Annotated in this window: 22 protein-coding genes, 1 tRNA gene and 1 pseudogene; 17 read left to right on the top strand and 7 right to left on the bottom strand. The window is 55.6% G+C overall.

From position 1 onward, the window contains the following. Window positions 1-95 precede the first annotated feature (95 nt). From AC2FJE_RS11200 to AC2FJE_RS11175, 6 genes are all read left to right on the top strand, one after another. The gene (locus AC2FJE_RS11200) at window positions 96-1,229 is read left to right on the top strand and encodes an enolase C-terminal domain-like protein (protein WP_496755957.1); all 1,134 of its coding nucleotides are present in this window, start codon (window positions 96-98) and stop codon (window positions 1,227-1,229) included. After that, window positions 1,226-2,476 (top strand): NAD(P)/FAD-dependent oxidoreductase, encoded by a 1,251-nt coding sequence (locus AC2FJE_RS11195; RefSeq protein WP_496755960.1) that lies wholly within the window; start codon window positions 1,226-1,228, stop codon window positions 2,474-2,476. The genes AC2FJE_RS11200 and AC2FJE_RS11195 overlap by 4 nt, the downstream gene beginning before the upstream one ends. Before the next feature lie 51 nt (window positions 2,477-2,527). Next, window positions 2,528-3,505 (top strand): TRAP transporter substrate-binding protein, encoded by a 978-nt coding sequence (locus AC2FJE_RS11190; RefSeq protein ID WP_109311038.1) that lies wholly within the window; start codon window positions 2,528-2,530, stop codon window positions 3,503-3,505. A 68-nt stretch (window positions 3,506-3,573) separates the two neighbouring features. Then, the gene (locus AC2FJE_RS11185) at window positions 3,574-4,107 is read left to right on the top strand and encodes a TRAP transporter small permease (protein ID WP_058272118.1); all 534 of its coding nucleotides are present in this window, start codon (window positions 3,574-3,576) and stop codon (window positions 4,105-4,107) included. A gap of 4 nt (window positions 4,108-4,111) precedes the next feature. Continuing rightward, window positions 4,112-5,425, top strand: a complete 1,314-nt coding sequence (locus tag AC2FJE_RS11180) for a TRAP transporter large permease (RefSeq protein ID WP_496760952.1) — start codon at window positions 4,112-4,114, stop codon at window positions 5,423-5,425. A gap of 6 nt (window positions 5,426-5,431) precedes the next feature. Continuing rightward, a complete protein-coding gene (locus AC2FJE_RS11175; protein WP_496760951.1) occupies window positions 5,432-6,364 on the top strand; it encodes a hypothetical protein in 933 nt (310 codons plus the stop codon). 37 nt (window positions 6,365-6,401) lie between these two features. On the opposite strand, the gene AC2FJE_RS11170 is transcribed toward AC2FJE_RS11175, so the two are convergent. Then, window positions 6,402-9,194, bottom strand: a complete 2,793-nt coding sequence (locus tag AC2FJE_RS11170; protein ID WP_496760950.1) for a bifunctional aconitate hydratase 2/2-methylisocitrate dehydratase — start codon at window positions 9,192-9,194, stop codon at window positions 6,402-6,404. 598 nt (window positions 9,195-9,792) lie between these two features. Between AC2FJE_RS11170 and AC2FJE_RS11165 the strand changes: the two genes are divergently transcribed. Further along, complete coding sequence (locus tag AC2FJE_RS11165) at window positions 9,793-10,095, top strand: SH3 domain-containing protein (protein WP_282119409.1); 303 nt, start codon at window positions 9,793-9,795, stop codon at window positions 10,093-10,095. A 116-nt stretch (window positions 10,096-10,211) separates the two neighbouring features. Here AC2FJE_RS11165 and AC2FJE_RS11160 read toward each other — a convergent pair whose 3' ends face one another. After that, window positions 10,212-10,508 (bottom strand): YciI family protein, encoded by a 297-nt coding sequence (locus AC2FJE_RS11160; protein ID WP_496760949.1) that lies wholly within the window; start codon window positions 10,506-10,508, stop codon window positions 10,212-10,214. Between the two features lie 87 nt (window positions 10,509-10,595). Between AC2FJE_RS11160 and AC2FJE_RS11155 the strand changes: the two genes are divergently transcribed. Beyond that, window positions 10,596-11,480 (top strand): LysR family transcriptional regulator, encoded by an 885-nt coding sequence (locus tag AC2FJE_RS11155; protein ID WP_282119411.1) that lies wholly within the window; start codon window positions 10,596-10,598, stop codon window positions 11,478-11,480. A 226-nt stretch (window positions 11,481-11,706) separates the two neighbouring features. On the opposite strand, the gene AC2FJE_RS11150 is transcribed toward AC2FJE_RS11155, so the two are convergent. Together AC2FJE_RS11150 and AC2FJE_RS11145 are read right to left on the bottom strand one after the other, a co-directional pair. Then, window positions 11,707-11,783, bottom strand: a tRNA-Pro gene (locus AC2FJE_RS11150). A 94-nt stretch (window positions 11,784-11,877) separates the two neighbouring features. Beyond that, entirely contained in the window at window positions 11,878-12,993 is a 1,116-nt protein-coding gene (locus tag AC2FJE_RS11145) for a THUMP domain-containing class I SAM-dependent RNA methyltransferase (protein ID WP_282169514.1), read from the bottom strand. Between the two features lie 288 nt (window positions 12,994-13,281). On the opposite strand from AC2FJE_RS11145, the gene AC2FJE_RS11140 reads away from it, so the two are divergent. From AC2FJE_RS11140 to nqrF, 6 genes are read left to right on the top strand one after another with little or no spacing between them, the layout of a single operon-like run. Then, window positions 13,282-14,625: a Na(+)-translocating NADH-quinone reductase subunit A gene (locus tag AC2FJE_RS11140; RefSeq protein ID WP_282169690.1), complete on the top strand. Its 1,344-nt coding sequence runs from the start codon at window positions 13,282-13,284 to the stop codon at window positions 14,623-14,625. Between the two features lie 5 nt (window positions 14,626-14,630). Further along, window positions 14,631-15,839, top strand: coding sequence for an NADH:ubiquinone reductase (Na(+)-transporting) subunit B (locus tag AC2FJE_RS11135; RefSeq protein WP_058277138.1), 1,209 nt, complete (start codon window positions 14,631-14,633; stop codon window positions 15,837-15,839). Beyond that, complete coding sequence (locus AC2FJE_RS11130; RefSeq protein ID WP_496755972.1) at window positions 15,832-16,647, top strand: Na(+)-translocating NADH-quinone reductase subunit C; 816 nt, start codon at window positions 15,832-15,834, stop codon at window positions 16,645-16,647. Before AC2FJE_RS11135 ends, AC2FJE_RS11130 begins: the two co-directional genes overlap by 8 nt. Beyond that, a complete protein-coding gene (locus AC2FJE_RS11125; RefSeq protein WP_058272101.1) occupies window positions 16,647-17,300 on the top strand; it encodes an NADH:ubiquinone reductase (Na(+)-transporting) subunit D in 654 nt (217 codons plus the stop codon). The genes AC2FJE_RS11130 and AC2FJE_RS11125 overlap by 1 nt, the downstream gene beginning before the upstream one ends. After that, window positions 17,300-17,908: an NADH:ubiquinone reductase (Na(+)-transporting) subunit E gene (nqrE, locus tag AC2FJE_RS11120; RefSeq protein WP_058272100.1), complete on the top strand. Its 609-nt coding sequence runs from the start codon at window positions 17,300-17,302 to the stop codon at window positions 17,906-17,908. The genes AC2FJE_RS11125 and nqrE overlap by 1 nt, the downstream gene beginning before the upstream one ends. Before the next feature lie 10 nt (window positions 17,909-17,918). Beyond that, window positions 17,919-19,142, top strand: coding sequence for an NADH:ubiquinone reductase (Na(+)-transporting) subunit F (gene nqrF, locus AC2FJE_RS11115; protein ID WP_058277141.1), 1,224 nt, complete (start codon window positions 17,919-17,921; stop codon window positions 19,140-19,142). 44 nt (window positions 19,143-19,186) lie between these two features. Here the strand turns inward: nqrF and tviB are convergent, their stop codons facing one another. The 3 genes from tviB to AC2FJE_RS11100 form a co-directional block, all read right to left on the bottom strand. Beyond that, the gene (gene tviB / locus AC2FJE_RS11110; RefSeq protein WP_496755974.1) at window positions 19,187-20,470 is read right to left on the bottom strand and encodes a Vi polysaccharide biosynthesis UDP-N-acetylglucosamine C-6 dehydrogenase TviB; all 1,284 of its coding nucleotides are present in this window, start codon (window positions 20,468-20,470) and stop codon (window positions 19,187-19,189) included. A 12-nt stretch (window positions 20,471-20,482) separates the two neighbouring features. Further along, window positions 20,483-21,496, bottom strand: a complete 1,014-nt coding sequence (locus tag AC2FJE_RS11105; RefSeq protein WP_282119414.1) for an NAD-dependent epimerase/dehydratase family protein — start codon at window positions 21,494-21,496, stop codon at window positions 20,483-20,485. Window positions 21,497-21,579: 83 nt separating this feature from the next. After that, entirely contained in the window at window positions 21,580-22,104 is a 525-nt protein-coding gene (locus AC2FJE_RS11100; RefSeq protein ID WP_058277144.1) for a CBS domain-containing protein, read from the bottom strand. A 374-nt stretch (window positions 22,105-22,478) separates the two neighbouring features. On the opposite strand from AC2FJE_RS11100, the gene AC2FJE_RS11095 reads away from it, so the two are divergent. From AC2FJE_RS11095 to AC2FJE_RS11085, 3 genes and pseudogenes are all read left to right on the top strand, one after another. After that, window positions 22,479-23,504, top strand: a complete 1,026-nt coding sequence (locus AC2FJE_RS11095) for an FAD:protein FMN transferase (RefSeq protein ID WP_496760948.1) — start codon at window positions 22,479-22,481, stop codon at window positions 23,502-23,504. A 15-nt stretch (window positions 23,505-23,519) separates the two neighbouring features. Beyond that, window positions 23,520-23,756, top strand: a complete 237-nt coding sequence (gene nqrM / locus AC2FJE_RS11090) for a (Na+)-NQR maturation NqrM (RefSeq protein WP_058272093.1) — start codon at window positions 23,520-23,522, stop codon at window positions 23,754-23,756. A gap of 105 nt (window positions 23,757-23,861) precedes the next feature. Further along, window positions 23,862-25,476, top strand: a pseudogene (locus tag AC2FJE_RS11085) (sulfatase-like hydrolase/transferase). The last annotated feature ends 73 nt before the right edge of the window (window positions 25,477-25,549 follow it).

Here is a 25,549-nt window from a genome sequence, read left to right as displayed (position 1 = left end):
TAACCTATCATTTATTATGATGGACTTATGAAAACATAGTATTTGAAATGATATGTAGGTCAAGGCAGGCTTCCACCTACCGCTGGGGAGGACGAATGGTCGATCTGTCACAAAAAATCATCGGCTACGACCTGTGGCACCTTGAACTGCCCGTCACATCCCGCCGGGACCACGGCATTGGATCTGTCGAAGGCGTGTGCGAGGTCGTTGTCCTTCGCCTGACGTCCGAGGATGGTAGCCACGGATATGGCGAAGCCTCACCATGGTCGGTATTCACCGGAACGCCCGAAGCGACATACGCCGCCCTGAATCGCTACCTCCGTCCGTTGGTCATGGGGGCGAGGGTTGCTGACAGAGCCGCCATCATGGAGCGTGCTTCATATGCGGTGGCGCATTGCACCGAGGCTAAAGCGGCGTTGGAAGCAGCATTGCTTGACTTGACGGGTAGGATCAGCGCCGTTCCGGTCTGGGCCTTGTTGGGAGGGAAATGCCGCGACGCGATCCCGCTAAGCTGCTCCATCGCTAACCCCGATTTTGCGCAGGATATAGATCTTCTGGCCCGATTGGAGGACGACGGCGTGAGGATCGTGAAGTTGAAGACTGGGTTCAAGGATCATGCTTTTGATATCATGCGCCTTGAGTATTTGGCGAAGCATTACCCACAGTTCTCAGTGCGTGTTGATTACAATCAAGGCCTGTCAATCGAGGACGCTCCGGCGCAGGTGCGGGACGTGGCATCGTTCAATCCCGATTTCATCGAACAACCGGTACGCGCACATCACTACGGCATGATGGCGAAGCTGCGGCAAATGACGGATGTGCCGCTACTCGCTGATGAAAGCGTCTTTGGCCCCGAGGACATGGAGCGGGCTGCAAGCGAAGGGATCTGCGACGGTGTCTCGGTCAAAATCATGAAATCCGGAGGATTGACGCGCGGGCAAACGGTCGCTCGCATGGCCGCCGCACACGGCCTGAGTGCTTATGGCGGAGATATGTTCGAGGCAGGTCTGGCACATATGGCAGGCACTCACATGATCGCCGCCACACCGGAAGTCACGCTGGGCTGCGAGTTTTATCAGGCCTCTTATTTCTTGGCAGAAGACATTCTTGAGGAGCCTTTCGAGGTGAAAAGGGGCCAGGTCATAGTCCCTGACACACCGGGTCTTGGAGGGAAGCCAGACGAGGCAAAGCTGAACCACTATGCTGTTTCTAAAGCGGTGGCGGCATGAGCGAAAAAAAGACAATTGCCATCATCGGTGCCGGTATAGTTGGTGTCTCAACCGCCGTCTGGCTGCAACGTGACGGACATGATGTTATCTTGATCGACAAGGCCGGCCCCGGAGAGGGCACTTCGCATGGCAATGGCGGTGTGCTGGCTTCTTGCTCGATCATTCCGGTCACAGTGCCGGGGCTGCTTAAGAAAGCGCCAAGGATGCTGTTTGACCCGTCGCAACCTCTGTTCATGAAATGGGGCTATGTACCCAAGCTCTTGCCGTGGTTGACGCGCTATCTGAAACACGCAAACGCAGGTGACGTCGAACGTATCGCGGCCGCGCTAACACCCATTGTCGGAGACAGCCTAAACGATCATCAGGCGCTGGCTCAGGGTACGGCGGCTGAGAAATGGATTATGCCATCCGACTACCTGTTCCTGTACGAAAACCGCCAGCATTTCGAAGGCGATGCCTTTGGTTGGGGTGTTCGGCGCAAGCACGGGTTCAAGTGGGAAGAACTAGAGGGTGCCGCGTTCCACGCCTACGACCCGATCTACAGCAAAGATATCGGGTTTGCTGCCAAGCTTTCTGATCACGGACACATCACCGATCCTGGGCGGTACGTGAAAGACCTCGCCGCACATGTCGAGGCCAACGGCGGCAGGGTCATCCGTGCTGCTGTTGAAGATGTCGTACACGATAACGGCAAGGTCACCGGCGTGCGGACCGCTGGTGAGACAATTGCTTGTGACACTGCCATTGTCACTGCGGGCGTCTGGTCCGGGCCTCTGGCCAGCAAATTGGGCGTTTCTGTTCCTCTGGAGACAGAACGTGGTTATCATCTTGAATTGGTGGAACCTTCCGCGATGCCAAAAAGTCCGGTTATGGTTGCTTCGGGCAAGTTCGTCGCCACGCCGATGGATGGCCGCATTCGGCTGGCCGGGATTGTCGAATTCGGCGGGCTGGACGCTCCGCCTTCAAGGGCACCGATCGAACTGATGCGCAAGAATGCCCGGGCGGCCTTTCCGGGCGTGACATGGAAGGACGAAGTAGAATGGATGGGGCACCGGCCCGCACCGGCGGACTCGATCCCGATCATCGGCGAAGTGCCGGGAATTGACGGAGCATTTATGGGGTTTGGCCACCATCATATCGGTCTGACAGGCGGGCCAAAAACAGGACGTCTGCTCGCGCAGATGATCGCGGGCAGGACCCCAAACGCAGACATGAGCGTCTATGCGCCGTCTCGCTACGCGACTTAAGAAATGTCCGGTAACACAAGCCGGCAAACAAAATTAAACAGGGAGAAAAAGATGAAGAAATTGACAAGCCTTCTGGCGGCAACCGCTTTGACAGCCGCAGCAACCGCACCGGCAATGGCCGAGAAATGGGATATGCCAATGGCATATTCGGCATCGAACTTCCATTCGGCCACGGGTGCGGAATTTGCCAAATGCGTGACCACAGGCACCGGTGGTGAGGTTGAAATCGTCACGCATCCGTCCGGGTCACTATTCAAAGGTGCCGACATCAAGCGTGCCATTCAAACCGGGCAAGCCCCAATTGGTGAGCGTCTGCTGTCCGGTCACCAGAACGAAAACGCACTGTTTGGGTTCGACTCGATCCCATTCCTGGCAACGTCGTTCGATGACAGCGCCAAGCTATGGGAGGCCGCAAGACCCTCGATCGAAAATCTGCTGGCTGAACAGAACTTGACGTTGCTTTATGCCGTGCCGTGGCCGCCGCAAGGGCTGTACTTTAAAGACGAGGTGAACTCTGTCGCCGACATGGAAGGCATCAAATTCCGGTCCTATAACAATGCCACGTCGCGTTTGGCGGAACTGACCGGCATGTTGCCTGTGACAATTGAGGCTGCAGAAATCAGCCAGGCTTTTGCCACTGGTGTCGCGGACTCGATGGTGTCGTCGGGATCGACGGGGTATGACCGCAAGGTTTGGGAAAGCCTGAATTATTTCTACGAAGTGGACGCGTGGCTGCCGCGCAACTACGTCATGGTCAACTCAGACATCTGGGCTGGCGTTTCTGATGCCAACAAGAACGTCATCAAGGGCTGTGCAGAGCTTGCCGAATATGCCGGCAATTGGCGCGCCAAGGAATACACCGGCTTTACCCTGCAAGGTCTGCGTGATGGAGGCATGACAGTCGGTCCGGCGTCCGAGCAGATGACCAACGAGTTGAAAGAGATCGGTGTCACTATGACCAATGAGTGGCTTGAGGCCGCAGGTGACGAGGGCAAGGCCATCGTCGATGCGTTCAATTCGTCTCAGTAATTGGCCAGAGATGGGCGGCGGATCAACCCGCTGCCCGTTTCCATAGAATAACTAATAGTGGGGACAGCATGGCGGCACTACGAGGGCTCAGGTCCGTATTGGATTTCATCTATCAGGCAGCAGGGGTTCTGGCAGCGCTTAGCCTGATCGCCATTTTGCTGCTGATCGTTGTGCAAATGCTGGCCCGCTGGACCGGTGAAGTTTTTCCCGGCGCCCCCGATTACGCGGGCTATGCCATGGCCGCCGCGTCATTTCTGGCCTTTGCCAATGCTCTGAACCGAGGCAGCCACATTCGTGTGTCGATCCTACTCAATGCGGTTCCTGATCGGGTTCGACGCATCCTTGAAATATGGTGTTTTTCCGTGGGTGCAGCGGTAATGTGGTACTTTTGCTGGTATGCCTATCGCTTTGTCTACTGGAGCTGGAAGTTCAACGACATCAGTCAGGGTCAGGACAAAACCGCGCTGTGGATTCCGCAGTCTGCGATGCTGATCGGCGGGGTCATTCTTGCAATCGCCCTGACCGATCATCTGGTCCACGTCCTGTTCCGTGGCAATCACCGCATCGTCCGCGATCTGGCCGATCAGAGCCACGGGGAATAAGCGCATGGAAAACCTGTCTGTCATCATCCTCTTCCTCTTTGTTCTTTTCACCTTGTTGGGCACCGGCGTATGGGTCGGTCTGGCGCTTATGGGCGTTGCCTGGGTCGGGATGGAGCTGTTCACAACAAGACCCGTCGGCGACGTGATGATCACCACCATCTGGTCGGCGTCCTCGTCCTGGACCCTGACCGCATTGCCGATGTTCATCTGGATGGGCGAAATCCTGTATCGAACGCGATTATCCGAGGACATGTTCAAAGGTTTGTCGCCCTGGATGGCACCTTTGCCCGGTGGATTGGTGCATACCAACATTGTTGGCTGCACGGTCTTTGCCGCCGTGTCTGGCTCGTCGGCGGCAACACTGACGACGGTTGGCAAGATGTCGATCCCCGAACTGCGCAAGCGCAATTACCCCGAACGAATGATCATCGGAACACTGACCGGCGCGGCGACACTGGGTCTGATGATCCCACCGTCGCTGACGTTGATCGTGTATGGCGTGACCATCAATGAATCGATCACCAAACTGTTCTTTGCAGGCATTCTGCCCGGATTGGTGCTTGCGACGATGTTCATGGGATACGTCGCAATTTATTCGAAATTCGGGAAAGACTGGAACCCAAACAGCGAAAATAAGCTGAGCTTTTCTGAAAAACTCAAGAACTCACGCTTTTTGCTGCCGGTAATCCTGCTGATCATGGTGGTGATCGGGTCAATGTATCTGGGCTATGCCACTGCAACCGAAGCCGCCGCCTTTGGCGTGATCGGTGGTCTGTTGCTGGCCGCAGGGCAGGGGTCCCTGACTTGGAAAACATTCACTGAAAGCCTGATGGGTGCCACCCGGACCAGTGCGATGATCGCTCTGATCTTGGCAGGGGCTGCGTTCCTATCGCTGTCCATGGGTTTCACGGGTCTGCCGCGCGGCCTGGCTGATCTAATCGCCGGGTGGGAGCTGACGCGGTTTGAGTTGCTGATGGTTCTGCTGGTCTTCTACATCATTCTGGGCTGTTTTCTTGACGGCATTTCCTCGGTTGTATTGACCATGGCCGTGGTGGAACCGATGATCCGGGACGCGGGTATCGATTTGATCTGGTTCGGTATCTTTATCGTGGTTGTCGTTGAAATGGCGCAGATCACACCACCAATCGGCTTCAACCTGTTCGTGATGCAAGGCATGACGAACCATGAGATGAGCTATATCGCCCGCGCGGCAATCCCTATGTTCCTGATCATGGTGGTGATGGTCTTCGTCTTGATCTGGTTTCCGGATCTGGCCACCTGGCTGCCGGAAAACCTAAGGCAAAGCCCGGGCGGGTAGGGGGCTTTGAACCCACTTCATCTGGCGGCGCGTAACGGTCCTTATGTTTTGGTCGCAGGGCTGGCCGCCGGATTGCTGCTGCCCGCGCTGGCCGAGCCGATGCGGGCAGTATTGCCGCCGCTTGTCGCACTACTGCTGTTTCTGACGGTCCTTAGAATTGAGCCTGCTTTGTTGTTGGGTTCCTTGGTCGATTTACGCCAGGTGGCAAACACAGTGATCGCATTCCAGCTGGTTTTACCGCTACTAGTTGTGACTATTGGCATAATCGGTGGGTGGACCGGTACGCCGGTCTTTTTGTCTCTGCTGATCATGGCCGCGGCTCCGTCCATCTCGGGAAGTGCCAACATGTGCCTGATGATGGGACATCCGGCGGAGCACGCTATGCGCCTGATGGTGATAGGGACCGCCGTATTGCCGCTGACGGTGTTTCCCATCTTCGTTCTGATGCCCGAGTTGGGAGACTTTCAATCCGTTCTGATCACCGTCTTGCGCCTGTTTTTGACAATTGCGGGGGCGACTGTTGCAGCCGTGTTGTTGCGCCTCGCGTTTCTGAGAAACCCGTCACAAACTACCCTCAAAGATCTTGAAGGGTTGGCAACGATCACCCTCGCTGTCTTTGTGATCGGCTTGATGCCGTCGGTGACCGCGACTGCGCTTGTTGATCCCGGGCTTGCGGCCTTTTGGGTGGGGTTCGCATGTCTGGCCAATTTCGGCGCGCAACTGGTGATGTATTTTCTGACACGCAACCGAGTGGCTGCCGACAAAGCCACCGCTTTGTCCATTGTCGCCGGAAACCGGAATGTCGCGATTTTCCTGATTGCGTTGCCACCCGAGGTAACGGCGCCACTTTTGGTGTTCATCGGGGCCTATCAGATCCCGATGTACCTGACCCCCATTGTAATGCGCCGTTTTTACCAAGCGTCGGGCAGTTTGGGGTAAAGCGGGCGCGGCAACATTCGCCGAGCCCGCTATTGTATTAGAAATGCACCGAGCGGGCAGTACCGGGAACTTCCATCGGTGGTGCAAATTTGGTCAGGTCGATGCCTTCGACCGCGACCTTATATTCCTCCAGCGTCGGCGTACGACCCAGAATGGCTGACAGAACAACAACCGGGGTTGAACCCAGAAGGGATTCACCCTTCTTTGTCTCACTGTCCGCTACAACACGGCCTTGGAACAGACGGGTGGACGTTGCCAGAACGGTGTCGCCTTTGGCTGCTTTTTCCTGGTTGCCCATGCAAAGGTTACAGCCCGGGCGCTCAAGATAGAGGATATTCTCGTACTCGGTCCGAGCGGTTTGCTTGGGGAACAGGTCATCGAATTCAAAGCCCGAATACTTCTGCAGAATTGCCCAATCACCTTCTTCCTTCAGCTCATCAACGATGTTGTACGTCGGTGCAGCAACAACAAGCGGGGCCTTGAATTCGACTTTGCCATACTCGTCTTCGAGATTACGCAACATCTGGGCCACGATCTTGATGTCGCCCTTGTGCACCATGCAGGAGCCCACAAAGCCCAGATCAACCTTCTTTTCAGCAGCGTAGTACGAGATCGGGCGGATCGTGTCGTGGGTATAACGCTTGGACACATCGGCATTGTTCACATCCGGGTCGGCGATCATCGGTTCGACGATCTGATCCAGATCCACGACGACTTCGGCAAAGTATTTGGCGTTGTCATCAGGGCGCAGGGCCGGTTTTTCACCCGAGCGAATTTCGTCGATACGTTTGTCCGCGATGTCGATCAGGCCCTGCAGCATCTGAACATCGTTATCCATGCCTTTCTCGATCATGATCTTGATCCGCGACTTGGCGATTTCCAGCGATTCAATCAGCGTATCGTCGTTCGAGATACAGATCGACGCTTTGGCCTTCATCTCGGCCGTCCAGTCGGTGAAGGTAAAGGCCTGATCCGCCAGCAGCGTACCTATATGAACTTCGATGATCCGGCCCTGGAAAACGTTGTCGCCGTGCTGCGCCAGCATCTGAGCTTGCGTCGCGTGCACCACGTCACGGAAATCCATGTGCGGTGCCATTTCGCCCTTGAACGTCACCTTGACGGATTCCGGGATAGGCATTGTCGCCTCACCCGTGGCCAGCGCCAGCGCAACCGTGCCCGAGTCCGCACCAAAGGCCACGCCTTTGGACATCCGCGTGTGGCTGTCGCCGCCGATGATGATGGCCCAGTCATCCACCGTGATGTCGTTGAGCACCTTGTGAATGACGTCTGTCATCGCGTGGTACATGTCCTTGGGATCACGCGCAGTAATCAGGCCGAATTTGTGCATGAACGCCATCAGGCGCGGGGTGTTGGCCTGCGCCTTGAGGTCCCAGACCGAAGCTGTGTGACAGCCGGACTGATATGCACCATCGACACTGGGTGACAGGACGGTGGCAGCCATGGCCTCAAGCTCCTGGCTGGTCATCAGACCGGTGGTGTCCTGAGAGCCCACGATATTGACTTTGGCGCGCACGTCAGAGCCGGCATGTAACACTTTGCCCGGGGTCGCTCCGCGCGCATTTGCATTAAAGATCTTTTCGACAGCCGTTAGCCCCTGACCTTCATGGCTGACTTCCTTCGCAGGGGCGAAGGCCGACTTCAGTTCGATGCCCAACGTCTCACATGCAAATGTCTGCAGTTTCTTGCCAAAGACGATGGCATAAGAGCCGCCGGCTTTCATGAACTCCATCTTTTGCGGGGTGAACGAACCGGCCATGTCGACCAGTTCTTCACTGCCATCCGCGCTATAGAGCTTTTTCTTTTTCGTGTTGATGGTCAGCACGGTGCCGGTCTCAACCGAATAGCGCTGTTCCAAAATCGGGTTGCCATCGTTGTTGAGGATCGCCTTGCCATCCTCGTCCACTTTCTTGACCCAGTTCTTCAGGTCGACACCGATACCACCGGTGACGCCCACGGTTGTCAGAAAGATGGGCGAAATGCCGTTTGTGCCGGCCACGACAGGTGCAAAATTGACGAAAGGCACGTACGGGCTGGCTTGCTTGCCGGTCCAAAGCGCCACGTTGTTGACCCCCGACATCCGCGACGAACCAACGCCCATAGTGCCTTTTTCCGCAACCAGCATCACGCGCCTGTCGGGGTGCTGCAACTTCAACGCTTCAATCTCTTTTTGTGCGGCCTCGGAAATCAGGCATTTGCCATGCAGCTCGCGGTCGGAACGCGAATGCGCCTGATTGCCTGGCGACAGAAGGTCAGTGGAGATGTCACCCTCGGCTGCAATATATGTGACAACTTGGATTTCTTCGTCCACGTCGGGCAGCTTGGTGAAAAATTCGGCTTTGGAGTAGCTCTCAAGGAGATCCGCAGCGATCTTGTTGCCCGCCTCATAAGCGGCTTTCAGGCGGTCTGTGTCAGCCTCGTACAGGAATACCTGAGTTTTCAGAACCTCGCCCGCCTGAACCGCTGTGTCCTGCTTGTCGCCCAATGCAACATCCAAAAGCACGTCAACGGACGGTCCGCCCTTCATGTGGGACAGAAGTTCGAACGCGAATTCTGGCGAGATTTCCTCAACAGTTACCTCGCCGACGATGATGGACTTCAGGAACGTTGCCTTCGCACCCGCAGCACTGGTTGTGCCGGGCAACGTGTTGTAAATCAGGTGGTGCAGCGAATCTGCGCGATGCGGATGACCAGTATCCTTGATTTGTTCGATGATTTCCTCGACCAGCGCACCATCGTCGATGGGTTTCGGGCTAAGCCCTTGTTCTTTGCGCGTTTCAATTTCATCCAAGTAGTCTGAATACTGGCTCATGGCTGTTTCCGCTTTGTGTGAATCTGCTGCTGTTGAGAGGCGTGGGGCAACCCGCTCGATCATATTTGTATGCACCGGTATACAATTGCCGCCCAGGTTTCAAGGTACCGCTTTGGAAATTTACCGGTTTTGTTTCATCACTGTACCCAGTTCAATTTCTGAATGCCGGGCGAAACCTTCTTCAATACGATTATACCGAGATCCGGCAGTAGAATTCTTGAAAACCTCGAACCCAGTCTCACCGGCATGGAGGCCTGCGGATCAAGGCTACCGGGCGCGGAAATCCCTGAAGCTAGGCGATGAAGTCCGACCGATGCCCCCAATGTAGGTGAGGACCTGCGTCAGCCATGCATTCGGACGCTGCACGTCCGGGGAGCGGATGAGGACAACCAATACAGGTTTTAAACCAACGCAGCCGAAGGCCAAGTGCCGGGAGAACATCCGTAAACTAAACATCCGTTTTGCCCTTACGACGCGCTATTTCAGGCTAAGCACACTTTGGACACCGGTCGGCGTCCTAAAGTTATTGCCTGGAATCGTTCCGCTTGTCGATCCGGTTCGTTAAGATGATGTCCGAGGCAACAAGCAGGAAAAACCGATGCGCAACGCAATTTTCTTTCACCTGGCGGTATTTGTTCTAGGGATCTTTATAACCACTGAGGCTGCAAAAGCGGCCTCACTTGGACGATACGAGGTTTTTGGTGTCGAAGAGGGTGACATGCTGAAAATGCGTGCTGGGCCGGGAACAGGGTATATCGTTATCGTTGGGCTTCCAAATGGAACCGCCCTGCGGGTTCACAGTTGCGAACAAACTGGTGGCACCCGTTGGTGCCGTGTGTCGCTTGATCGCGCGCGTCAGCTCAAGGGATATGTGTCCTGGGCCTATTTGCGAAAATTATGATGTGACAATTCCGGGGGCCACCGTTCGTGCAGCGCCGAGAAAGGTCGATAAAATCCATCTTTGCTGTTGGGCTATCCGGCGACTGTTCTTCTTGGCCGCCGAAAGCAATACAGTTTCTAGATCAGTCGCGACCCTGCCGAAAAAACCAGCCTCCAGGGGATTATTGAGTAGGACGCACGTAAACCTGTCTCCCAGAAAGGATCTTCTCTGATCAGACTTTCTGCGTCATCTATCGAGTCTACATCGACCAGCCAAAGCCCATCGCGCCCTTGTCTTTCGGGATCTGACAACGGACCGGCCGCTTCAATCTTACTTGCGTGACGTTCAAGGAAACTTAGATGCTGCGCCATATGGTTTTTACGGGTGTCAGGGTCGGCCTGCGGTGCATCTTCGAAGAGAATGATGAAATTCATAAGCTGCTCTCCTATTTAGAACACCATCATCTATGCACAGCATTTTCGCCGATTGAATTGGATAATCTGCCAGTCTAGTCTGCAGAAATGCAGAGCACAAACTGGGATGATCTTAGATATTTCCTGGCCCTGTTTCGCGGCGGCAAGCTAAAAGCCGCCGCACAGGCGACAGGGGTGAACGAAACAACAGTGGCACGCAGGGTCAAGGCGCTTGAATCTGATCTTGGCCTATCCCTGTTTCTAAGCAGCGCTGCGGGACGATATGAACCCACCGATGCTGCCTTGGACATTCTCAGCTACGCTGAAACCATGGAGTCCGCGAACCGGGCGCTGCAATTACGTGCAGACAGGACGGCAGATCACGTGTCAGGAGTCGTTCGGATCACCTCTGTACCGGTCATCATCAATCGCGTTCTCGTGCCCCAAATTGACGTGATTGGCCAGTTGCACCCTCAATTGACGATCGAGCTGTTTCCAAGCTCGGACAATCTAGACCTTTCCAGGCGTGAGGCGGATCTGGCCCTGCGGTTTGCCCGCCCATACGAGGGTGGCTTTCGCATTAAGGCCCAGAAACTGGGCGAGCTGCAATTTGGCGTATATGTAGATCGAAAGATCTCAGCAGATGACGCGGAAAATCTCGGCTGGATCACCTATGATGATGCCAACGCCAGCCTGCCGCAGGCCAAATGGCTTGAGAAAACGATCTCTGCTTCAAGCACGCGGCGTGCCAATATCCGGGTGGCGGACGTCGAAACCGCACTGGAAGCGACGGCAAATGGTCTAGGGAAAACACTGCTGCCATCGTTAATCGCGGATGGCGACAAAAGGCTCCGCGCCCTCTTACTTGATGATCAGACAAATCCGGTCGCCCGCGATGTATGGCTGTTGTCACATGTCGACCAAACTGGGCGAGCGTCGATTTTGGCCGCAAAAAAGTGGTTGGTAGACATCAAATGGTCTGGTCTGGATTGAAAGCCCCGGAACGTTTCTACGAACCGCCTTGCGGCCAGTTCCAAGGTGGCATTGGATCGCGTCTCGGCTTTGGCGAAAGCTTTGGAATGCGACGCCGCGTACCTAATAGCCCCGAGCACCTGCGTAAAGCTGCCAATGCGTTAGAGTTCGGCCAATGCTCAGGTTCAGCGAAATTTGGATCACTGTCCTGAAAACAACAAAGGCGCCCTTGGGCGCCTTGTTTTATTGGTCGGAGTGAGAGGATTCGAACCTCCGACCCCTGCCTCCCGAAGACAGTGCTCTACCAGGCTGAGCTACACTCCGACCGTGGCGCGTGATCTATACTTGCATTTTTGGATGTGCAAGGGGGTTTCCGTGTCGTTTGTGCGAATTGCCTTCGTCGTTCCCGGGCATCGGATCAGGTTAAAACACCAGTTTGATACAGTCGGATTTTGGTGCCACCGTGGTCCACAATTGGCCCGGGGGGCAACAGCGGCAGGCGGGTGGATCGGGCCAGGCTTGCGTTGCTGGTCACGATACCGATACGCCAGCCTTTGAACTTGGTTTGCAGTACCTTGCCCAAGCTGCCGTAAACGGATCGCAGGCGTTTTTCATCCCCGATCCGGGCACCATAGGGTGGGTTGACAATAACAAGACCTGCGGCATCCGACGGGGGTTTTATGTCGCTGACCGAGCGCGCCTGAAAAATGGTGAAATCGGCAACCCCGGCCCGGTCAGCGTTTTTGGTCGAGGCCTCAATCGCTCCGCTATTGCGGTCTGAGCCATGAAAAACGACGTCCGGTTTGGCCAAAGGTTGTTGCTGGCGCATCGAGGACCAGGCGTTGGGGTCAAAACTTGGCAGATTTTCAAAGGCAAAGCTGCGAGAACGGCCGGGGCGCAGCCCCAGCGCGATTTCGGCGGCTTCAATAACAAAGGTGCCAGAGCCGCACATCGGATCCAAAACTGGCTCGGACCCATCAAATCCGCACTCTCGGAGGAACATTGCCGCCATCGTTTCGCGCATCGGGGCTTTGGCGACAGCCGGTTTGTGGCCGCGTTTGTGCAAAGGCTCGCCGGAACTGTCGATCGAAAATGTGCACAGGTCCTTTTCGATGCGCAGCAGGACGCGCACGGCCGCATTGGACGAAACCGGTGCGCCCAGAGTTTCCGTAATTGCCACTTCGATACGTTGCCGGGCGGCCCCTGCATGGTAGATTCGGGATTTTCGACTTGTCGCTTCGACTTTGACGGGCACATCGGGACGCAAAAATTCGGCCCAGGGAAATTTTCGGGCCCGTTTATCCAGTTGTGCCAAATGAACTGCGGGAAACCCGCCCAATCGCACCAAAACCTTGTTCGCACCGCGCAGACACAGGTTCGCGCGCCAGACCTCAGGCCAGCTTCCGCGACAGGTGACGCCGCCGGGTACCGGCTTTGTATCTGCGAATCCCTGCTCGACCGCTTCGGCATGCAGCGGGGCTTCAAGGCCGGGCGTTGCCACCAGAAAAATCTCAAAATCGTTGTTTGGTTCCATCCCGGGTGCTTACACCGGAAGTGTTGCGGGTGCGATATGCAATTTCAACAGGTTCAAAAGGCAGCCCTTCAAGTTAATTTGACAAAATATCGGCAATTTAGGCAGCAACGGGTTTGCGTTTGGCAACATCCCCGCGTAAAGGGACCGTGATCAAAACGAAGCTTGGAATGAAAACAGGTGCTATGCGCCTTTTTTGCTCTCAGGCTCCCACATACAGATCGTTTTGTGCCACTATGCAGTGGTGGGAACGATGTGTTGCAGGAAAGAGGCTTGGAAGACAGTAGCGACATGCAAACTTTCAAACTGAAAAAAGGGTTGGAGCTGCCGGTGCAAGGCGCGCCAGAGCAGACGATCCAACCGGGTCCTGAATTCAGGTCTGTCGGGGTTTTGGGGGCTGATTATCTGGGCCTGAAACCGCGCATGCTGGTTCAAGAGGGTGAAGAGGTTCAGCGGGGCACACCGTTGTTTTGCCACAAGGACGTGCCCGAGGCGATGATGGTCGCTCCGCTCAGCGGCAAGATCGTGGCCATCAACCGTGGTGCGCGTCGGGTGTTGCAGAGCGTCGTAATCGAAGTCTCGGACGTCAACGACACAGGTCTGGATTTCTCGGCTGTGGGCAACGCCGATACCGCCGAGGGCGTGACCGAACGTCTATGTGCGGCTGGCCTGTGGACTGCTTTCCGCACGCGGCCCTATTCCAAGATGCCCGCACCGGGTACCAAGCCTACAGCAATTTTTGTGACCGCGATGGATAGTGAGCCTCTGGCCGCTGATGCCGAGATCATTATCCAGGATGCAGGTGACGCCTTTGCTGTCGGCCTGAGCGCAGTTGCCAAGCTGACCGAGGGCAAGACGTATCTGTGCCAAAATGAGGGCGCAGCCCTGCCGGGCGCCGACGTTCCGGGTGTTGAAACCGCAGCATTTTCCGGACCGCACCCCGCAGGCCTGGCTGGAACCCACATCCACTTCCTTGAGCCGCTGGCCGGTGAAAAGCAGGTTTGGACAATCGGCTATCAGGATGTCATCGCGATTGGCCGTCTGATGCAAACCGGCCATCTGGATCCGAACATCGTGGTTGCCCTTTCAGGCCCCGGCGCGCGTCAACCCCGCCTGATCCGCACCGTCATGGGGGCCTCGACCGATGATCTTACCCGTGACGAAATCAATGTGGACGGCACGGCCCGTGTAATCTCGGGCTCGATCCTGTCGGGCCGTCATGCAGAGGGGCCACAAGCTTACCTGGGCCGTTTCGCGCGTCAGATCAGCATCATCCGCGAAGACCATGATCAGCATACGTTGGGCTGGATTCTTCCGATGCCGTCGAAATACGCGGTTCAGCCGGTTCTTGGCTCGGCCTTTGCCAAGAAGCTGTTTGCATTCACGTCCAATCTGAATGGTGGACGCCGTGCGATGGTTCCGACCGGTACATTCGAACAGTTGATGCCGCAGGACTATTTGCCGACGCAATTGCTACGCGCTTTGCTGGTAATGGATACCGATACTGCACAGGCGCTAGGTGCGCTGGAGCTGGACGAAGAGGACCTTGGCCTTATCGGCTTTGCCTGTCCGGCGAAATATGAATATGGGCTGGCGCTGCGCGACTGCCTGACAAAGATTGAAAAGGAGGGCTGATCCGAATGGGTTTGCGCAACTTCTTTGACCGGATCGAGCCGAACTTTACTAAGGGCGGCAAGTACGAGAAGTATTTCCCCATCTACGAGATGGTCGAAAGCTTCGTCTACACTCCGAAAACCGTAACCTCCGTTGCACCCCATGCGCGGTCCTACGTGGATATGAAGCGGATCATGACATATGTCGTGATCGCCACGATCCCCTGTATCCTGTGGGGAATGTACAATACCGGCTTTCAGGCAAACTCGGCCATTGCCGCGCTTGGACCCGATTCAGCCACTGGCTGGCGGATCGCCATCCTGCAGATGTTCGGTATCTCGCTGAACCCCGCCAGCATCTTTGCCAATGTGATGCACGGGATGATGTATTTCCTGCCGATTTACATCGTCACTCTGGTTGCAGGCGGTATCTTCGAGGTCATCTTTGCGACTGTTCGCGGCCATGAAGTGAACGAGGGTTTCCTTGTAACTTCCATGCTTTACACGCTAATCTTGCCCGCATCTACGCCACTTTGGCAGGTTGCGTTGGGCATCATCTTCGGGGTGGTGATTGGTAAAGAAGTCTTTGGTGGCACTGGCAAGAACTTCCTGAACCCAGCACTCGTCGGTCGTGCGTTCCTGTACTTTGCCTATCCGGCGAACATGTCAGGTGACACGGTTTGGACCCCGGTTGATGGCTTTTCAGGCGCGACAGCTCTGTCGGTATCCGCCTCAGAAGGATATCAGGCGTTGGCCACCGAGGGGCTGACATGGTGGAATGCGTTTCTTGGTCAGATGCAGGGCAGCTTTGGTGAAACATCAACGCTGGCTTGTATGATCGGTCTGGCATTCCTGCTAACGACCCGCATCGCCAATTTCCGACTGATTGTCGGCTGTCTGGCTGGGACCATAGGTCTGACGCTGCTGTTTAACCTCATTGGGTCGGATACCAACCCGATGTTCGCGATGCCATGGTACTGGCACGTCGTCGTCGGCGGTTACGCTTTCGGTCTGGCTTTCATGGTGACTGAGCCCGTTTCAGCCAGCCATACCAACATGGGCCGGTATATCTACGGTGCTCTGATCGGTATCATGGTTGTGTTGATCCGTGTGGTGAACCCCGCTTTCCCCGAAGGCATGATGCTGGCAATCCTGTTCGGTAACGTCTTTGCACCGCTGATCGACTACTTCGTCGTTCAGGCAAACATCAAACGGAGGGCGCGTCGCCATGTCTGATACGCAATCCCCAGAACCCAAGGGCGCGATTGCCAAGTTTCTGGCGGCCTCGCCGGACTCGGTCGGTAAAACGATCTTTATCGCCGTCGCCGTCTGTCTGGTGGCCTCGATGGTTGTGTCCGCCGCAGCCGTTAGCTTGCGCCCTGTCCAAGAAGCCAACGCGCTGAAGGACAAGCAGATCAACGTTCTGCAGGTTGCTGGTGTTTACGAACCCGGCACCGACGTGTCTGAGGCGTTCGCCGCATTCGAGCCGCACGTTGTTGAACTTTCGACAGGTGAGTTCGTCGACGACCGGTTCGATCCCGCAACATTCGACGATCTGGCCGCCGCAAGCGATCCAGAGCTGAGCGTCGCGCTGGGCGATGACCCGGCTGGTATCGGTCGCAAGGCGTTGTACCGTGTTGTCTACCTGCTGCGCGACGAATCCGGCGAGTTGGACAAGGTGATCCTGCCGCTGCACGGCTATGGTCTTTGGTCGACGCTTTATGGCTTTATCGCGCTGGAAAACAACGGCAACGATATCTACGGCCTTCAATTCTATCAGCACGGCGAAACCCCCGGTCTTGGCGCCGAGGTGGACAATCCGCGTTGGAAAGCGTTGTGGAACGGCAAGAAGCTGCGGGACGATGCAGGTGATCTGCAGATCACAGTATCCAAGTCGCAACCTGCCGCTGGCCCCGACTTTTATGTAGATGCGCTGGCCGGTGCCACGCTGACCTCGGTTGGTGTTGATAACCTGGTGAAATTCTGGATGGGTGATGCGGGCTTCGCTCCGTTCCTGGCCAAACTGCAAGCAGGAGAGTTCTGATGTCCCAGACCAAGAGAGAGATGCTGGTCGACCCGCTTGTCGACAACAACCCGATCACACTGCAGGTGCTGGGTATCTGTTCGGCGCTGGCGGTGACCTCTTCGCTGCAGGTGTCCTTCGTGATGGCGCTGGCGGTTACCTTCGTGACCTCGTTCTCGTCCTTCTTCATCTCATGCCTGCGCAACCAGATCCCGGGTTCGATCCGGATCATCGTACAGATGGTGATCATCGCCTCGCTGGTGATCCTGGTGGATCAGGTTCTCAAGGCTTACGCCTTTGAGATTTCCAAAACCTTGTCGGTTTTTGTCGGCCTGATCATCACCAACTGTATCGTGATGGGCCGCGCCGAAGCATTTGCGATGAAGAACCCGCCCGTCGCGTCCTTCATTGACGGCTTGGGCAACGGAATGGGCTACGGTCTGATCCTGCTGCTTGTTGGCTTCATTCGCGAACTGTTCGGCAACGGATCGCTGTTTGGCGTTACCATTCTGGAAACCGTGAACAATGGTGGCTGGTACGTGCCCAACGGCATGCTGCTGCTGCCGCCGTCCGCGTTCTTTATCATCGGCTTGATCATCTGGGCCTTCCGCACATGGAAGCCGAACCAGGTCGAAGAGCGTGAATACAAAATTCAGCAGGTAGAGGCCCACTGATGGAAGGTCTGATTTCACTGGCCGTGAAGGCCATCTTTGTTGAAAACCTCGCGCTCAGCTTCTTCCTCGGGATGTGTACATTCATCGCCGTATCCAAGAAGATCTCGACCGCGCTGGGTCTGGGCATCTCGGTCATGGTCGTTCAGGCGATTACCGTTCCCACGAACAACCTGCTGCTCAGTTATCTGCTGAAGCCCGGTGCGTTGGCCTGGGCGGGTTTCCCTGATGTGGACCTGACCTTCCTTGGTCTGATCTCCTACATTGGCGTGATCGCGGCGATGGTGCAGATCCTTGAGATGGTTCTGGATAAGTACTTCCCGCCGCTCTACAACGCGCTGGGGATCTTCCTGCCGCTTATCACAGTGAACTGCGCCATTCTGGGGGGATCGCTGTTTATGGTCGAGCGTGACTATAACTTTGCCGAAGCAGCCACTTATGGTGTGTCTTCGGGCTTTGGCTGGGCACTGGCGATCACCGCTATGGCGGGCGTTCGTGAAAAGCTGAAATACTCGGATATTCCGGATGGCTTGCAGGGTCTTGGCATCACCTTCATCACCGCGGGACTGATGGCGATGGCCTTCATGTCTTTCTCGGGCGTTAAGCTGTAAGGAGGGACGAATGGAAACTTTTAGCCTGGGCGTCGTCCTTTTCACCCTGATCGTTGTCGCTTTGGTGGCCCTCATCATGGCCGCCCGTTCGAAACTGGTATCGACTGGCGATGTGAACATCACTATCAACGGTGAAAAAACCATTTCCGTTCCTGCAGGTGGCAAACTGCTGCAGACACTGGCGGCCGAAAAGCTGTTTGTGCCTTCTGCCTGCGGCGGTGGTGGCACCTGTGCGCAGTGCCGCGTGCGTGTGCATTCAGGTGGCGGTTCGATCCTGCCGACTGAAGAAAGCCATATCACCAAGCGCGAAGCCTCTTGCGGCGACCGCCTGTCCTGTCAGGTTGCGGTCAAGCAGGACATGAACATCGAAGTTCCTGAAGAGGTCTTTGGTGTCAAGAAATGGGAATGCACGGTTCGCTCGAACGAAAACGTGGCAACCTTCATCAAGGCGCTGACTCTGGATCTGCCCGAGGGCGAGGACGTGAATTTCCGTGCTGGCGGATACATCCAGATCGAAGCGCCTGCGCATGCGTTGAAATACACTGATTTCGACGTGGAAGAGGAATACCGCGAAGATTGGGACCGCTTCAATCTGTGGCAGTATGAATCGGTTGTGAACGAACCGATCGAGCGCGCGTATTCAATGGCCAACTACCCGGACGAAAAAGGCATGATCATGCTGAACGTCCGCGTTGCCTCGCCACCTCCCGGTTCCGAAGGTATCCCAGCAGGTCAGATGTCGTCTTACATCTTCAACCTGAAACCGGGTGACAAGGTCACCATCTCGGGCCCGTTTGGCGAATTCTTTGCCCGCGACACCCAGAAAGAGATGGTCTTTATCGGCGGTGGCGCCGGTATGGCGCCCATGCGCAGCCACATTTTCGACCAGCTCAAGCGTCTGGAAAATCGCGACCGCAAAATCAGCTTCTGGTACGGCGCACGGTCCAAGAAAGAGATGTTCTTTGTCGAGGATTTCGACACTCTGGCCGAGGAATTCGACAACTTCGAATGGCATGTTGCCCTGTCGGATGCGCAGCCAGAGGACGATTGGAAAGGCTACACCGGCTTTATCCACAATGTTCTGTTCGAAGAATATCTCAAGAACCACCCTGCGCCTGAGGACTGCGAGTTCTATATGTGTGGCCCACCAATCATGAACCAGTCGGTCATCAACATGCTGCTGGATTTGGGCGTGGACCGCGAAGACATCATGCTCGACGATTTCGGCGGGTAAGAAATAAAGAACCGGCGCTCATACGCGCCGGTTTTCTTTTGTGCTCAAAGGCGAAGGTCGCTGGCCTCTATCGGCAGGACCGACTTGACGTCGAAGACCACGCTTGTGTCTTTTCCGAACGCTCTGATTTGCGCGGGCTCTACATCCAAAAACTCTCGATGTGCGACGGCCAAAACGACGCCTTCATAGGCGTGTTCCTTAGGGGTGTCGACCAGGGAAATGCCATACTCGACCTGTGCTTCGGAGGCATCGGCGTGCGGGTCATGCACATCTACCTCAATACCGTAATCCTTCAGTTCCTCTATGATGTCGACGACCCTTGTGTTGCGCAGATCCGGGCAGTTTTCCTTGAATGTCAGCCCCATGACCAGCACGCGCGCCGATCCGACGTCAATCCCGACGCGAGTCATTCGCTTCACCAGTTGCGACACCACATAGCTGCCCATGCTGTCGTTCAGACGTCGCCCGGCCAGAATGATCTGTGGATGATGGCCGACCGCCTCTGCCTTATGTGTCAGGTAATAAGGGTCAACGCCGATGCAGTGTCCGCCGACCAGGCCAGGACGGAAGGGCAAAAAATTCCACTTGGTGCCAGCTGCGCGCAAAACGGCATCGGTATCAATGCCCAGGCGTCCAAAAATCATCGCCAATTCATTGACCAGCGCGATGTTCAGGTCGCGTTGAGTGTTTTCGATAACTTTCGCGGCTTCGGCTACGCGGATGCTTTCCGCTTTGTGTGTACCTGCCGCGATAATCCGGCCATAAAGCGCATCTACCAAATCAGCAACTTCGGGTGTCGAGCCCGAGGTCACCTTGCAAATGTCCGAGATCCGATGTGCCTTGTCACCCGGATTGATCCGTTCCGGGCTGTATCCGGCAAAGAAATCCCTGTTGAATTTCAGCCCAGAGACCCGTTCGAGCACTGGCACACAGTCTTCCTCGGTCGCGCCGGGATAGACCGTGGACTCGTAAATCACCAGGTCACCTTTTTTCAGAATGTGCCCGACCGTCTCGGACGCACTCAGCAAGGGCGACAAATCCGGTTGTTTGCCCGCCGTGATTGGCGTTGGAACCGTAACGATAAAGGTATCACATCCCGCCAGATCGGAAGGTTCCGAAGTAAAGGTCAAACCTGTCGCAGCGCTCAGATCATTGGGGTCAACTTCCTGAGTGCTATCCTGCCCCGCGCGCAACGCGTCAATGCGTTTGGCATTGATATCAAACCCAATGACCGGGCCCACCCCGGCAAACGCCACTGCCAGTGGCAGGCCGACATAACCCAGGCCGATGACGGCAATTTTACGGGAATTGGGGTCTGTTTCGAGCATGCGGCACTCAGTTCATTTTCCGTGATAGTCGCGGAACCATTCCACGAACTGGGCAATCCCGACCTTGAAATCGGTTTGTGGGCGATACCCGGTTAATCGCTGCAACAGATCGGTATCGGCCCAAGTGGCCGGGACATCGCCCATCTGTATGGGCATATAGTTTCTGATTGCTTTCTTGCCGACAGCTTCTTCGATCGCCTCGACGAAATCCAACAGGCGCACTTTGTCGCCATTTCCGATATTGACCACGCGCCAGGGCGCTACGGGCGAAAGGCTGTCGCCTTCTTCGATGTCATCTGCGCTGTCGGGGCGCACGGGCGGGCTGTCAATCAACAGCCGGATTCCGCGGACAAGATCATCCACATTGGTAAAATCGCGATACATGTCGCCATGATTGTAGATATCGATCGGACGGTCATCCAGAATGGCATCCACAAACTTGTAAAGCGCCAGGTCCGGCCGCCCCCAAGTGCCATAAACGGTAAAAAACCGAAACATAGTTGTGGGCAGGTTCCAAAGATGCGCGTAGGAATGGCCCATGGCCTCGTTGGCCTTTTTGGTAGCTGAATAGATGGTCAGAGGCGTGTCGGCCTTTTCGACCTCGGTGAAGGGCATCACCTCATTCGCGCCATAGACCGACGAGGTGGACGCCATCAACAGGTGTTCAACCTTATGTTCGCGGGCAACCTCCATCACGTTGAATGTGCCCACAATATTCGAGTCGATATAGCTGCGCGGATCCTCCAGGCTGTAACGCACGCCTGCCTGACCAGCCAGGTGCACAATCACGTCAGGCTTAAAGTCATCTCCAACCTGTTTGAGCTTTTCGTGATTTTCCAGCAAGTCCTCGGTGACGGAAAACCCAGGGTTTTGCAGCAGCATCTGATGCCGGCGGTTTTTCAACGCAACATCATAGTAATCGGTCATCCCGTCATAGCCGTGCACCCGGAATCCTTCCGAAAGCAACAGTTTTGCAAGATGGAACCCAATGAATCCCGCTGTACCCGTTACCAGAACGTGCTTCATTTACCCTCGACCTATAACCGAACAAATTTTGGCATCAAGGATACTGTCAGTCAGCCAAGGTCAAGGGATTTCTGCCGGAAGGATTAGCCTACGATCATTTGTTTCATGCGTAACGCTTCATACTCGAGCTCTTTCAGCCGGAAATGAACAACGTCACCGATTGTGACGACGCCGCGCAGTTTGCCGTCGCCAACAACGGGCATGTGGCGAAAACGTCCTTCGGTCATTGTTTTCAGGACATCATTCAACAAATCGTCTGGTGAACATGTCTTGACCTCGCGCGTCATCAGATCCTCGACTGATTGTGGCAGGGTCTGGCCGGGCGTGTCAGCCATGCGCCGGACGATGTCGCGTTCGGACAGAATACCCTGAAGGGTACCGTTCTGGTCGGTCACGACCACGGCACCAATCCGCTTTTCACTGAGGGTATTCACGACCGAATGGATTGTGTCGTTTGGGCGCACCGCAAATACAGCATCCCCTTTACCCGCAAGCAATTTTGCCACCGTCGTCTGCGAGTGCGACAGATTGGATTCAACCGATTGGCTATGCGTGCTTGTATCGGTCTTGTCGCCGCGGGTTGGGGGCTGATATGAGGTTGGGGCCATTGGCAATCTCCTCTTATTTTTGAGATGGCTTCCCTTACACCTTACCGCAGCAATGCGGTCTGTATAGGGTGCAAATGCCCAAACCGGGGAAAACTGCCGCTAAACAAGGATATCCGGCCTTTTGTCTGACTTGTACCTTACCCCGCCCGTCGCAGTGCTGATTTTCTTTGCCGTGGTCGTATGCGGGCATAACTTTAGAATGGCCTGGAAACAGCAGCCGGTTGGCTGGCAAAAAAAAGCCTGGTTGTTCGGTGTGCCGGCCGGCATTGGGCTACTTATGTTAGGCTTCCTGCCGCTAAAGCTGTGAAGTCGGTTTGACTCTGCATGGGGCCGCTGGCATATGCCGGGCACGGTTTTCCTCTGGAGGTCTCTCGATGCGCCTTTTGCCTGTTCTGGCTGTTGCAACACTTGTTTCCGGATGTCTCTTTGACAAAGAACCCGAGGTTGTGCACCTGTCCGGTGAGACCATGGGTACCACATTCAACATCACCGCTATCGGCACGGATGTGGATGAGACTGCATTGGGCTCTGCCGTGGAAGAGACATTGGCAGACGTGAACGCCAAGATGTCCAACTGGGACCCCAACTCGGAGGTTTCGACATTTTCGGCGTCGTCCAGCACCGAACCCACCGAGGTTTCCGAAGAATTTGCGCTGGTTTTAGGTGCAGCAAATGACGTGCACGAAAAATCGGACGGCACGTTCGACGTAACGCTTGGCCCGCTGATCGAACTGTGGGGCTTTGGTCCGCGCAAGCCAGAAGATCCGGTGCCATCAGATGCCGAGATACAGGCGGCGTTGGAAAGCGTTGGTCAGGAACGCTTGCTGATGTTGGACAGCGACAACGGAACTTTGGCCAAATCAGATGCTGGTGTGGGCATCAACCTGTCAGCAATCGCCAAAGGATATGGCATCGACGCGGTGGCTGCGACTCTGCGCGACGCTGGGATCGAAAACTATATGGTCGAGATCGGCGGTGATTTGGTCACCAAGGGCCAGAACGACAAGGGTGAGGCTTGGCGGATCGGGATCGAAAAGCCCGAAGCAGGGGCCCAAAACCTGCAGTTGGTAGTTGAGCTGGACAACCTCGGTATGGCGACCTCTGGCGACTACAAGAATTTCTTTGAACAGGACGGCGTGCGGTATTCGCATATCATCGATCCAACAACAGGTCGTCCGATCACGCATCGCACGACCTCGGTCACGGTTCTGGCCGAAAATGCGATGATGGCTGATGCCTGGGCGACGGCGATGTTAGCGCTGGGTCAGGATAAGGGCCTGGAGCTGGCAGAAGAACATAAACTTGCCGTGTATTTTATCTCGCGGGATGTGACAGGCGGCGACGATGCCTATATTACGGTTCACAGCACTGCGTTCAAAGACGCACTGGGCACCAACTGACAGGTAGGAACCGGGATGAGCACCTTTATCATAGCGTTTTTTCTGCTTTTGATCATCGTGGTTGGCATGTCGCTGGGCGTCATGCTGATGGGCAAGACGATCAAAGGCAGCTGTGGTGGTCTGAACGCAATCTCGGGCGCGGACAAATGTGTGGTCTGCAAAAAGGATGTCGATCCCAATTCGCCCTTGCGTGATCAGTTGCAATGCAAACGTGCCAAAAAGATGCTTGAGCAGATGGAGCGTCAGGCCTGAACGCAGATTGCGCTTCGCTATAGTGATGGTAATGGCTAAATAGACCCCTGAGGCATCTTGCGGGAGAGCGCGGGTTTGGCCAAAGGCAAAAACATCCTGTCTATCATGTTCGATCAGCTGCGCTGGGATTATCTTAGCTGTTACGGGCATCCGCATTTGCACGCCCCGAACATTGACCGGCTGGCTGCTGACGGAGTCCGCTTTGATCGGGCCTACATCCAGTCCCCGATTTGCGGCAGTTCGCGCATGTCGACTTATACCGGCCGCTACGTGCATTCACACGGCGCCTCATGGAATGGCATTCCGCTGAAAGTTGGTGAAATCACGATGGGGGATCACCTGCGCAACGCAAGCATGGACTGCTGGTTGGTCGGCAAGACCCATATGCGCGCAGATGCGGAAGGAATGGAGCGGCTGGGGTTGGAGCCTGACAGTCTGATCGGCGCGCGTGTCGCGGAATGCGGGTTTGATGTATATGAACGCGATGACGGTATGCTGCCTGAAGGACCCGACGGATTTTATGATCCGAATTGCCGCACAGGAATACAATAAGCATCTGGCTGCTAAAGGGTATGAGAGTGACAACCCCTGGCACGACTTTGCCAATTCGGGGCTGGATGAGGACGGCAATGTCCTGTTCGGCTGGTTTTTAAAGAACTCAACCGAGGCGGCCAACATAGCGGAAAAGGACAGCGAAACCCCTTATCTGACCGGACGTGGCATCGAATTCATGGACACCCATGATGGCCCGTGGTGCTGTCATCTGAGCTTTATCAAGCCGCATTGGCCATACATCGTGCCGGAACCTTATGCCTCGATATACGGGCCGGAACATGTTCTGCCGGTCGTGCGCTCCGACACGGAACGTCAGAATGCGCATCCGGTGCTCAAGGCATTCATGGATACTAAAGTCGGGCAGACATTCTCGCGGCAGGATGTACGTGATGCGGTGATCCCGGCCTATATGGGGCTGATCAAGCAAGCCGATGACCAGATGGGGCGACTGTTTGACTGGATGGAGAAAACTGGCCGGATGGAGGACACGATGATCGTGCTGACCTCCGATCACGGCGATTTTCTGGGCGATCACTGGATGGGCGAGAAAACGTTCTTTCAGGACGCATCAACCAAGGTGCCACTGATTATCTATGACCCGTCACCCGAAGCAGACGGAACGCGTGGCACTGTCAGCGATGCACTGGTTGAATCCATCGACCTTGCTCCGACATTTGTGGATGTGGCGGGCGGTGAGATCGCAGGGCATATTATTGAGGGGCACTCCTTGCTTCCGATCCTGCATGGGCAGCAGAACGAAACACCCCGCGACGTGGTGATTTGTGAGTACGATTACTCTGCATCACCAATTGCAGACATGTTAAATGCCTCTGTCCGGGACGCAGTCATGTTCATGGCAGCCAACAAAAAGTGGAAGCTGACCCACTGCGAAGGCGGTCATCGGTCTATCCTGTTTGATCTGGGGAACAGTGCCGATCACGCCGATATTGTTGCCACAATGTACGACCACCTGTTCGTTTGGACACGCCGCCAGTCGCAGCGCACGACACGGTCGGAACAGCAGTTGATTGAGATGCGGAGCAAAAGCCGGGGCAGGGGGATCGTGATCGGGGTCTATGATGAAAACGATGCGCCGCTGGACCTGACCGTCAAGTATCGCGGTCGCACGACGCGTCCGTATACGGATTTGATAAACAAGGATTGAGCGGACTGAGTATTAAATCTGCACATCCGCGCACAAAATAAGGTTCAATTGCCCGAGGGCAGGCGATACAAGA

The sequence above is a fragment of the Ruegeria sp. CDSC002 genome (genome assembly GCF_059610905.1).
Note: the sequence above shows the minus strand (reverse complement) of the source record. Positions and strands in the feature narration are given on the sequence as shown.

Excerpts from the sequence above, each read along its gene's own strand:
- nqrF (WP_058277141.1), top strand. The coding sequence starts at position 17,919 with ATGGAAACTTTTAGCCTGGGCGTCGTCCTTTTCACCCTGATCGTTGTC.
- AC2FJE_RS11170 (WP_496760950.1), bottom strand. The coding sequence starts at position 9,194 with ATGAGCCAGTATTCAGACTACTTGGATGAAATTGAAACGCGCAAAGAA.
- AC2FJE_RS11200 (WP_496755957.1), top strand. The coding sequence starts at position 96 with ATGGTCGATCTGTCACAAAAAATCATCGGCTACGACCTGTGGCACCTT.
- AC2FJE_RS11095 (WP_496760948.1), top strand. The coding sequence starts at position 22,479 with ATGCGCCTTTTGCCTGTTCTGGCTGTTGCAACACTTGTTTCCGGATGT.
- AC2FJE_RS11155 (WP_282119411.1), top strand. The coding sequence starts at position 10,596 with ATGCAGAGCACAAACTGGGATGATCTTAGATATTTCCTGGCCCTGTTT.
- AC2FJE_RS11105 (WP_282119414.1), bottom strand. The coding sequence starts at position 21,496 with ATGAAGCACGTTCTGGTAACGGGTACAGCGGGATTCATTGGGTTCCAT.
- AC2FJE_RS11190 (WP_109311038.1), top strand. The coding sequence starts at position 2,528 with ATGAAGAAATTGACAAGCCTTCTGGCGGCAACCGCTTTGACAGCCGCA.
- AC2FJE_RS11180 (WP_496760952.1), top strand. The coding sequence starts at position 4,112 with ATGGAAAACCTGTCTGTCATCATCCTCTTCCTCTTTGTTCTTTTCACC.
- AC2FJE_RS11125 (WP_058272101.1), top strand. The coding sequence starts at position 16,647 with ATGTCCCAGACCAAGAGAGAGATGCTGGTCGACCCGCTTGTCGACAAC.
- AC2FJE_RS11130 (WP_496755972.1), top strand. The coding sequence starts at position 15,832 with ATGTCTGATACGCAATCCCCAGAACCCAAGGGCGCGATTGCCAAGTTT.
- tviB (WP_496755974.1), bottom strand. The coding sequence starts at position 20,470 with ATGCTCGAAACAGACCCCAATTCCCGTAAAATTGCCGTCATCGGCCTG.
- AC2FJE_RS11135 (WP_058277138.1), top strand. The coding sequence starts at position 14,631 with ATGGGTTTGCGCAACTTCTTTGACCGGATCGAGCCGAACTTTACTAAG.
- AC2FJE_RS11145 (WP_282169514.1), bottom strand. The coding sequence starts at position 12,993 with ATGGAACCAAACAACGATTTTGAGATTTTTCTGGTGGCAACGCCCGGC.
- AC2FJE_RS11140 (WP_282169690.1), top strand. The coding sequence starts at position 13,282 with ATGCAAACTTTCAAACTGAAAAAAGGGTTGGAGCTGCCGGTGCAAGGC.
- nqrE (WP_058272100.1), top strand. The coding sequence starts at position 17,300 with ATGGAAGGTCTGATTTCACTGGCCGTGAAGGCCATCTTTGTTGAAAAC.
- AC2FJE_RS11185 (WP_058272118.1), top strand. The coding sequence starts at position 3,574 with ATGGCGGCACTACGAGGGCTCAGGTCCGTATTGGATTTCATCTATCAG.
- nqrM (WP_058272093.1), top strand. The coding sequence starts at position 23,520 with ATGAGCACCTTTATCATAGCGTTTTTTCTGCTTTTGATCATCGTGGTT.
- AC2FJE_RS11160 (WP_496760949.1), bottom strand. The coding sequence starts at position 10,508 with ATGAATTTCATCATTCTCTTCGAAGATGCACCGCAGGCCGACCCTGAC.
- AC2FJE_RS11195 (WP_496755960.1), top strand. The coding sequence starts at position 1,226 with ATGAGCGAAAAAAAGACAATTGCCATCATCGGTGCCGGTATAGTTGGT.
- AC2FJE_RS11100 (WP_058277144.1), bottom strand. The coding sequence starts at position 22,104 with ATGGCCCCAACCTCATATCAGCCCCCAACCCGCGGCGACAAGACCGAT.
- AC2FJE_RS11165 (WP_282119409.1), top strand. The coding sequence starts at position 9,793 with ATGCGCAACGCAATTTTCTTTCACCTGGCGGTATTTGTTCTAGGGATC.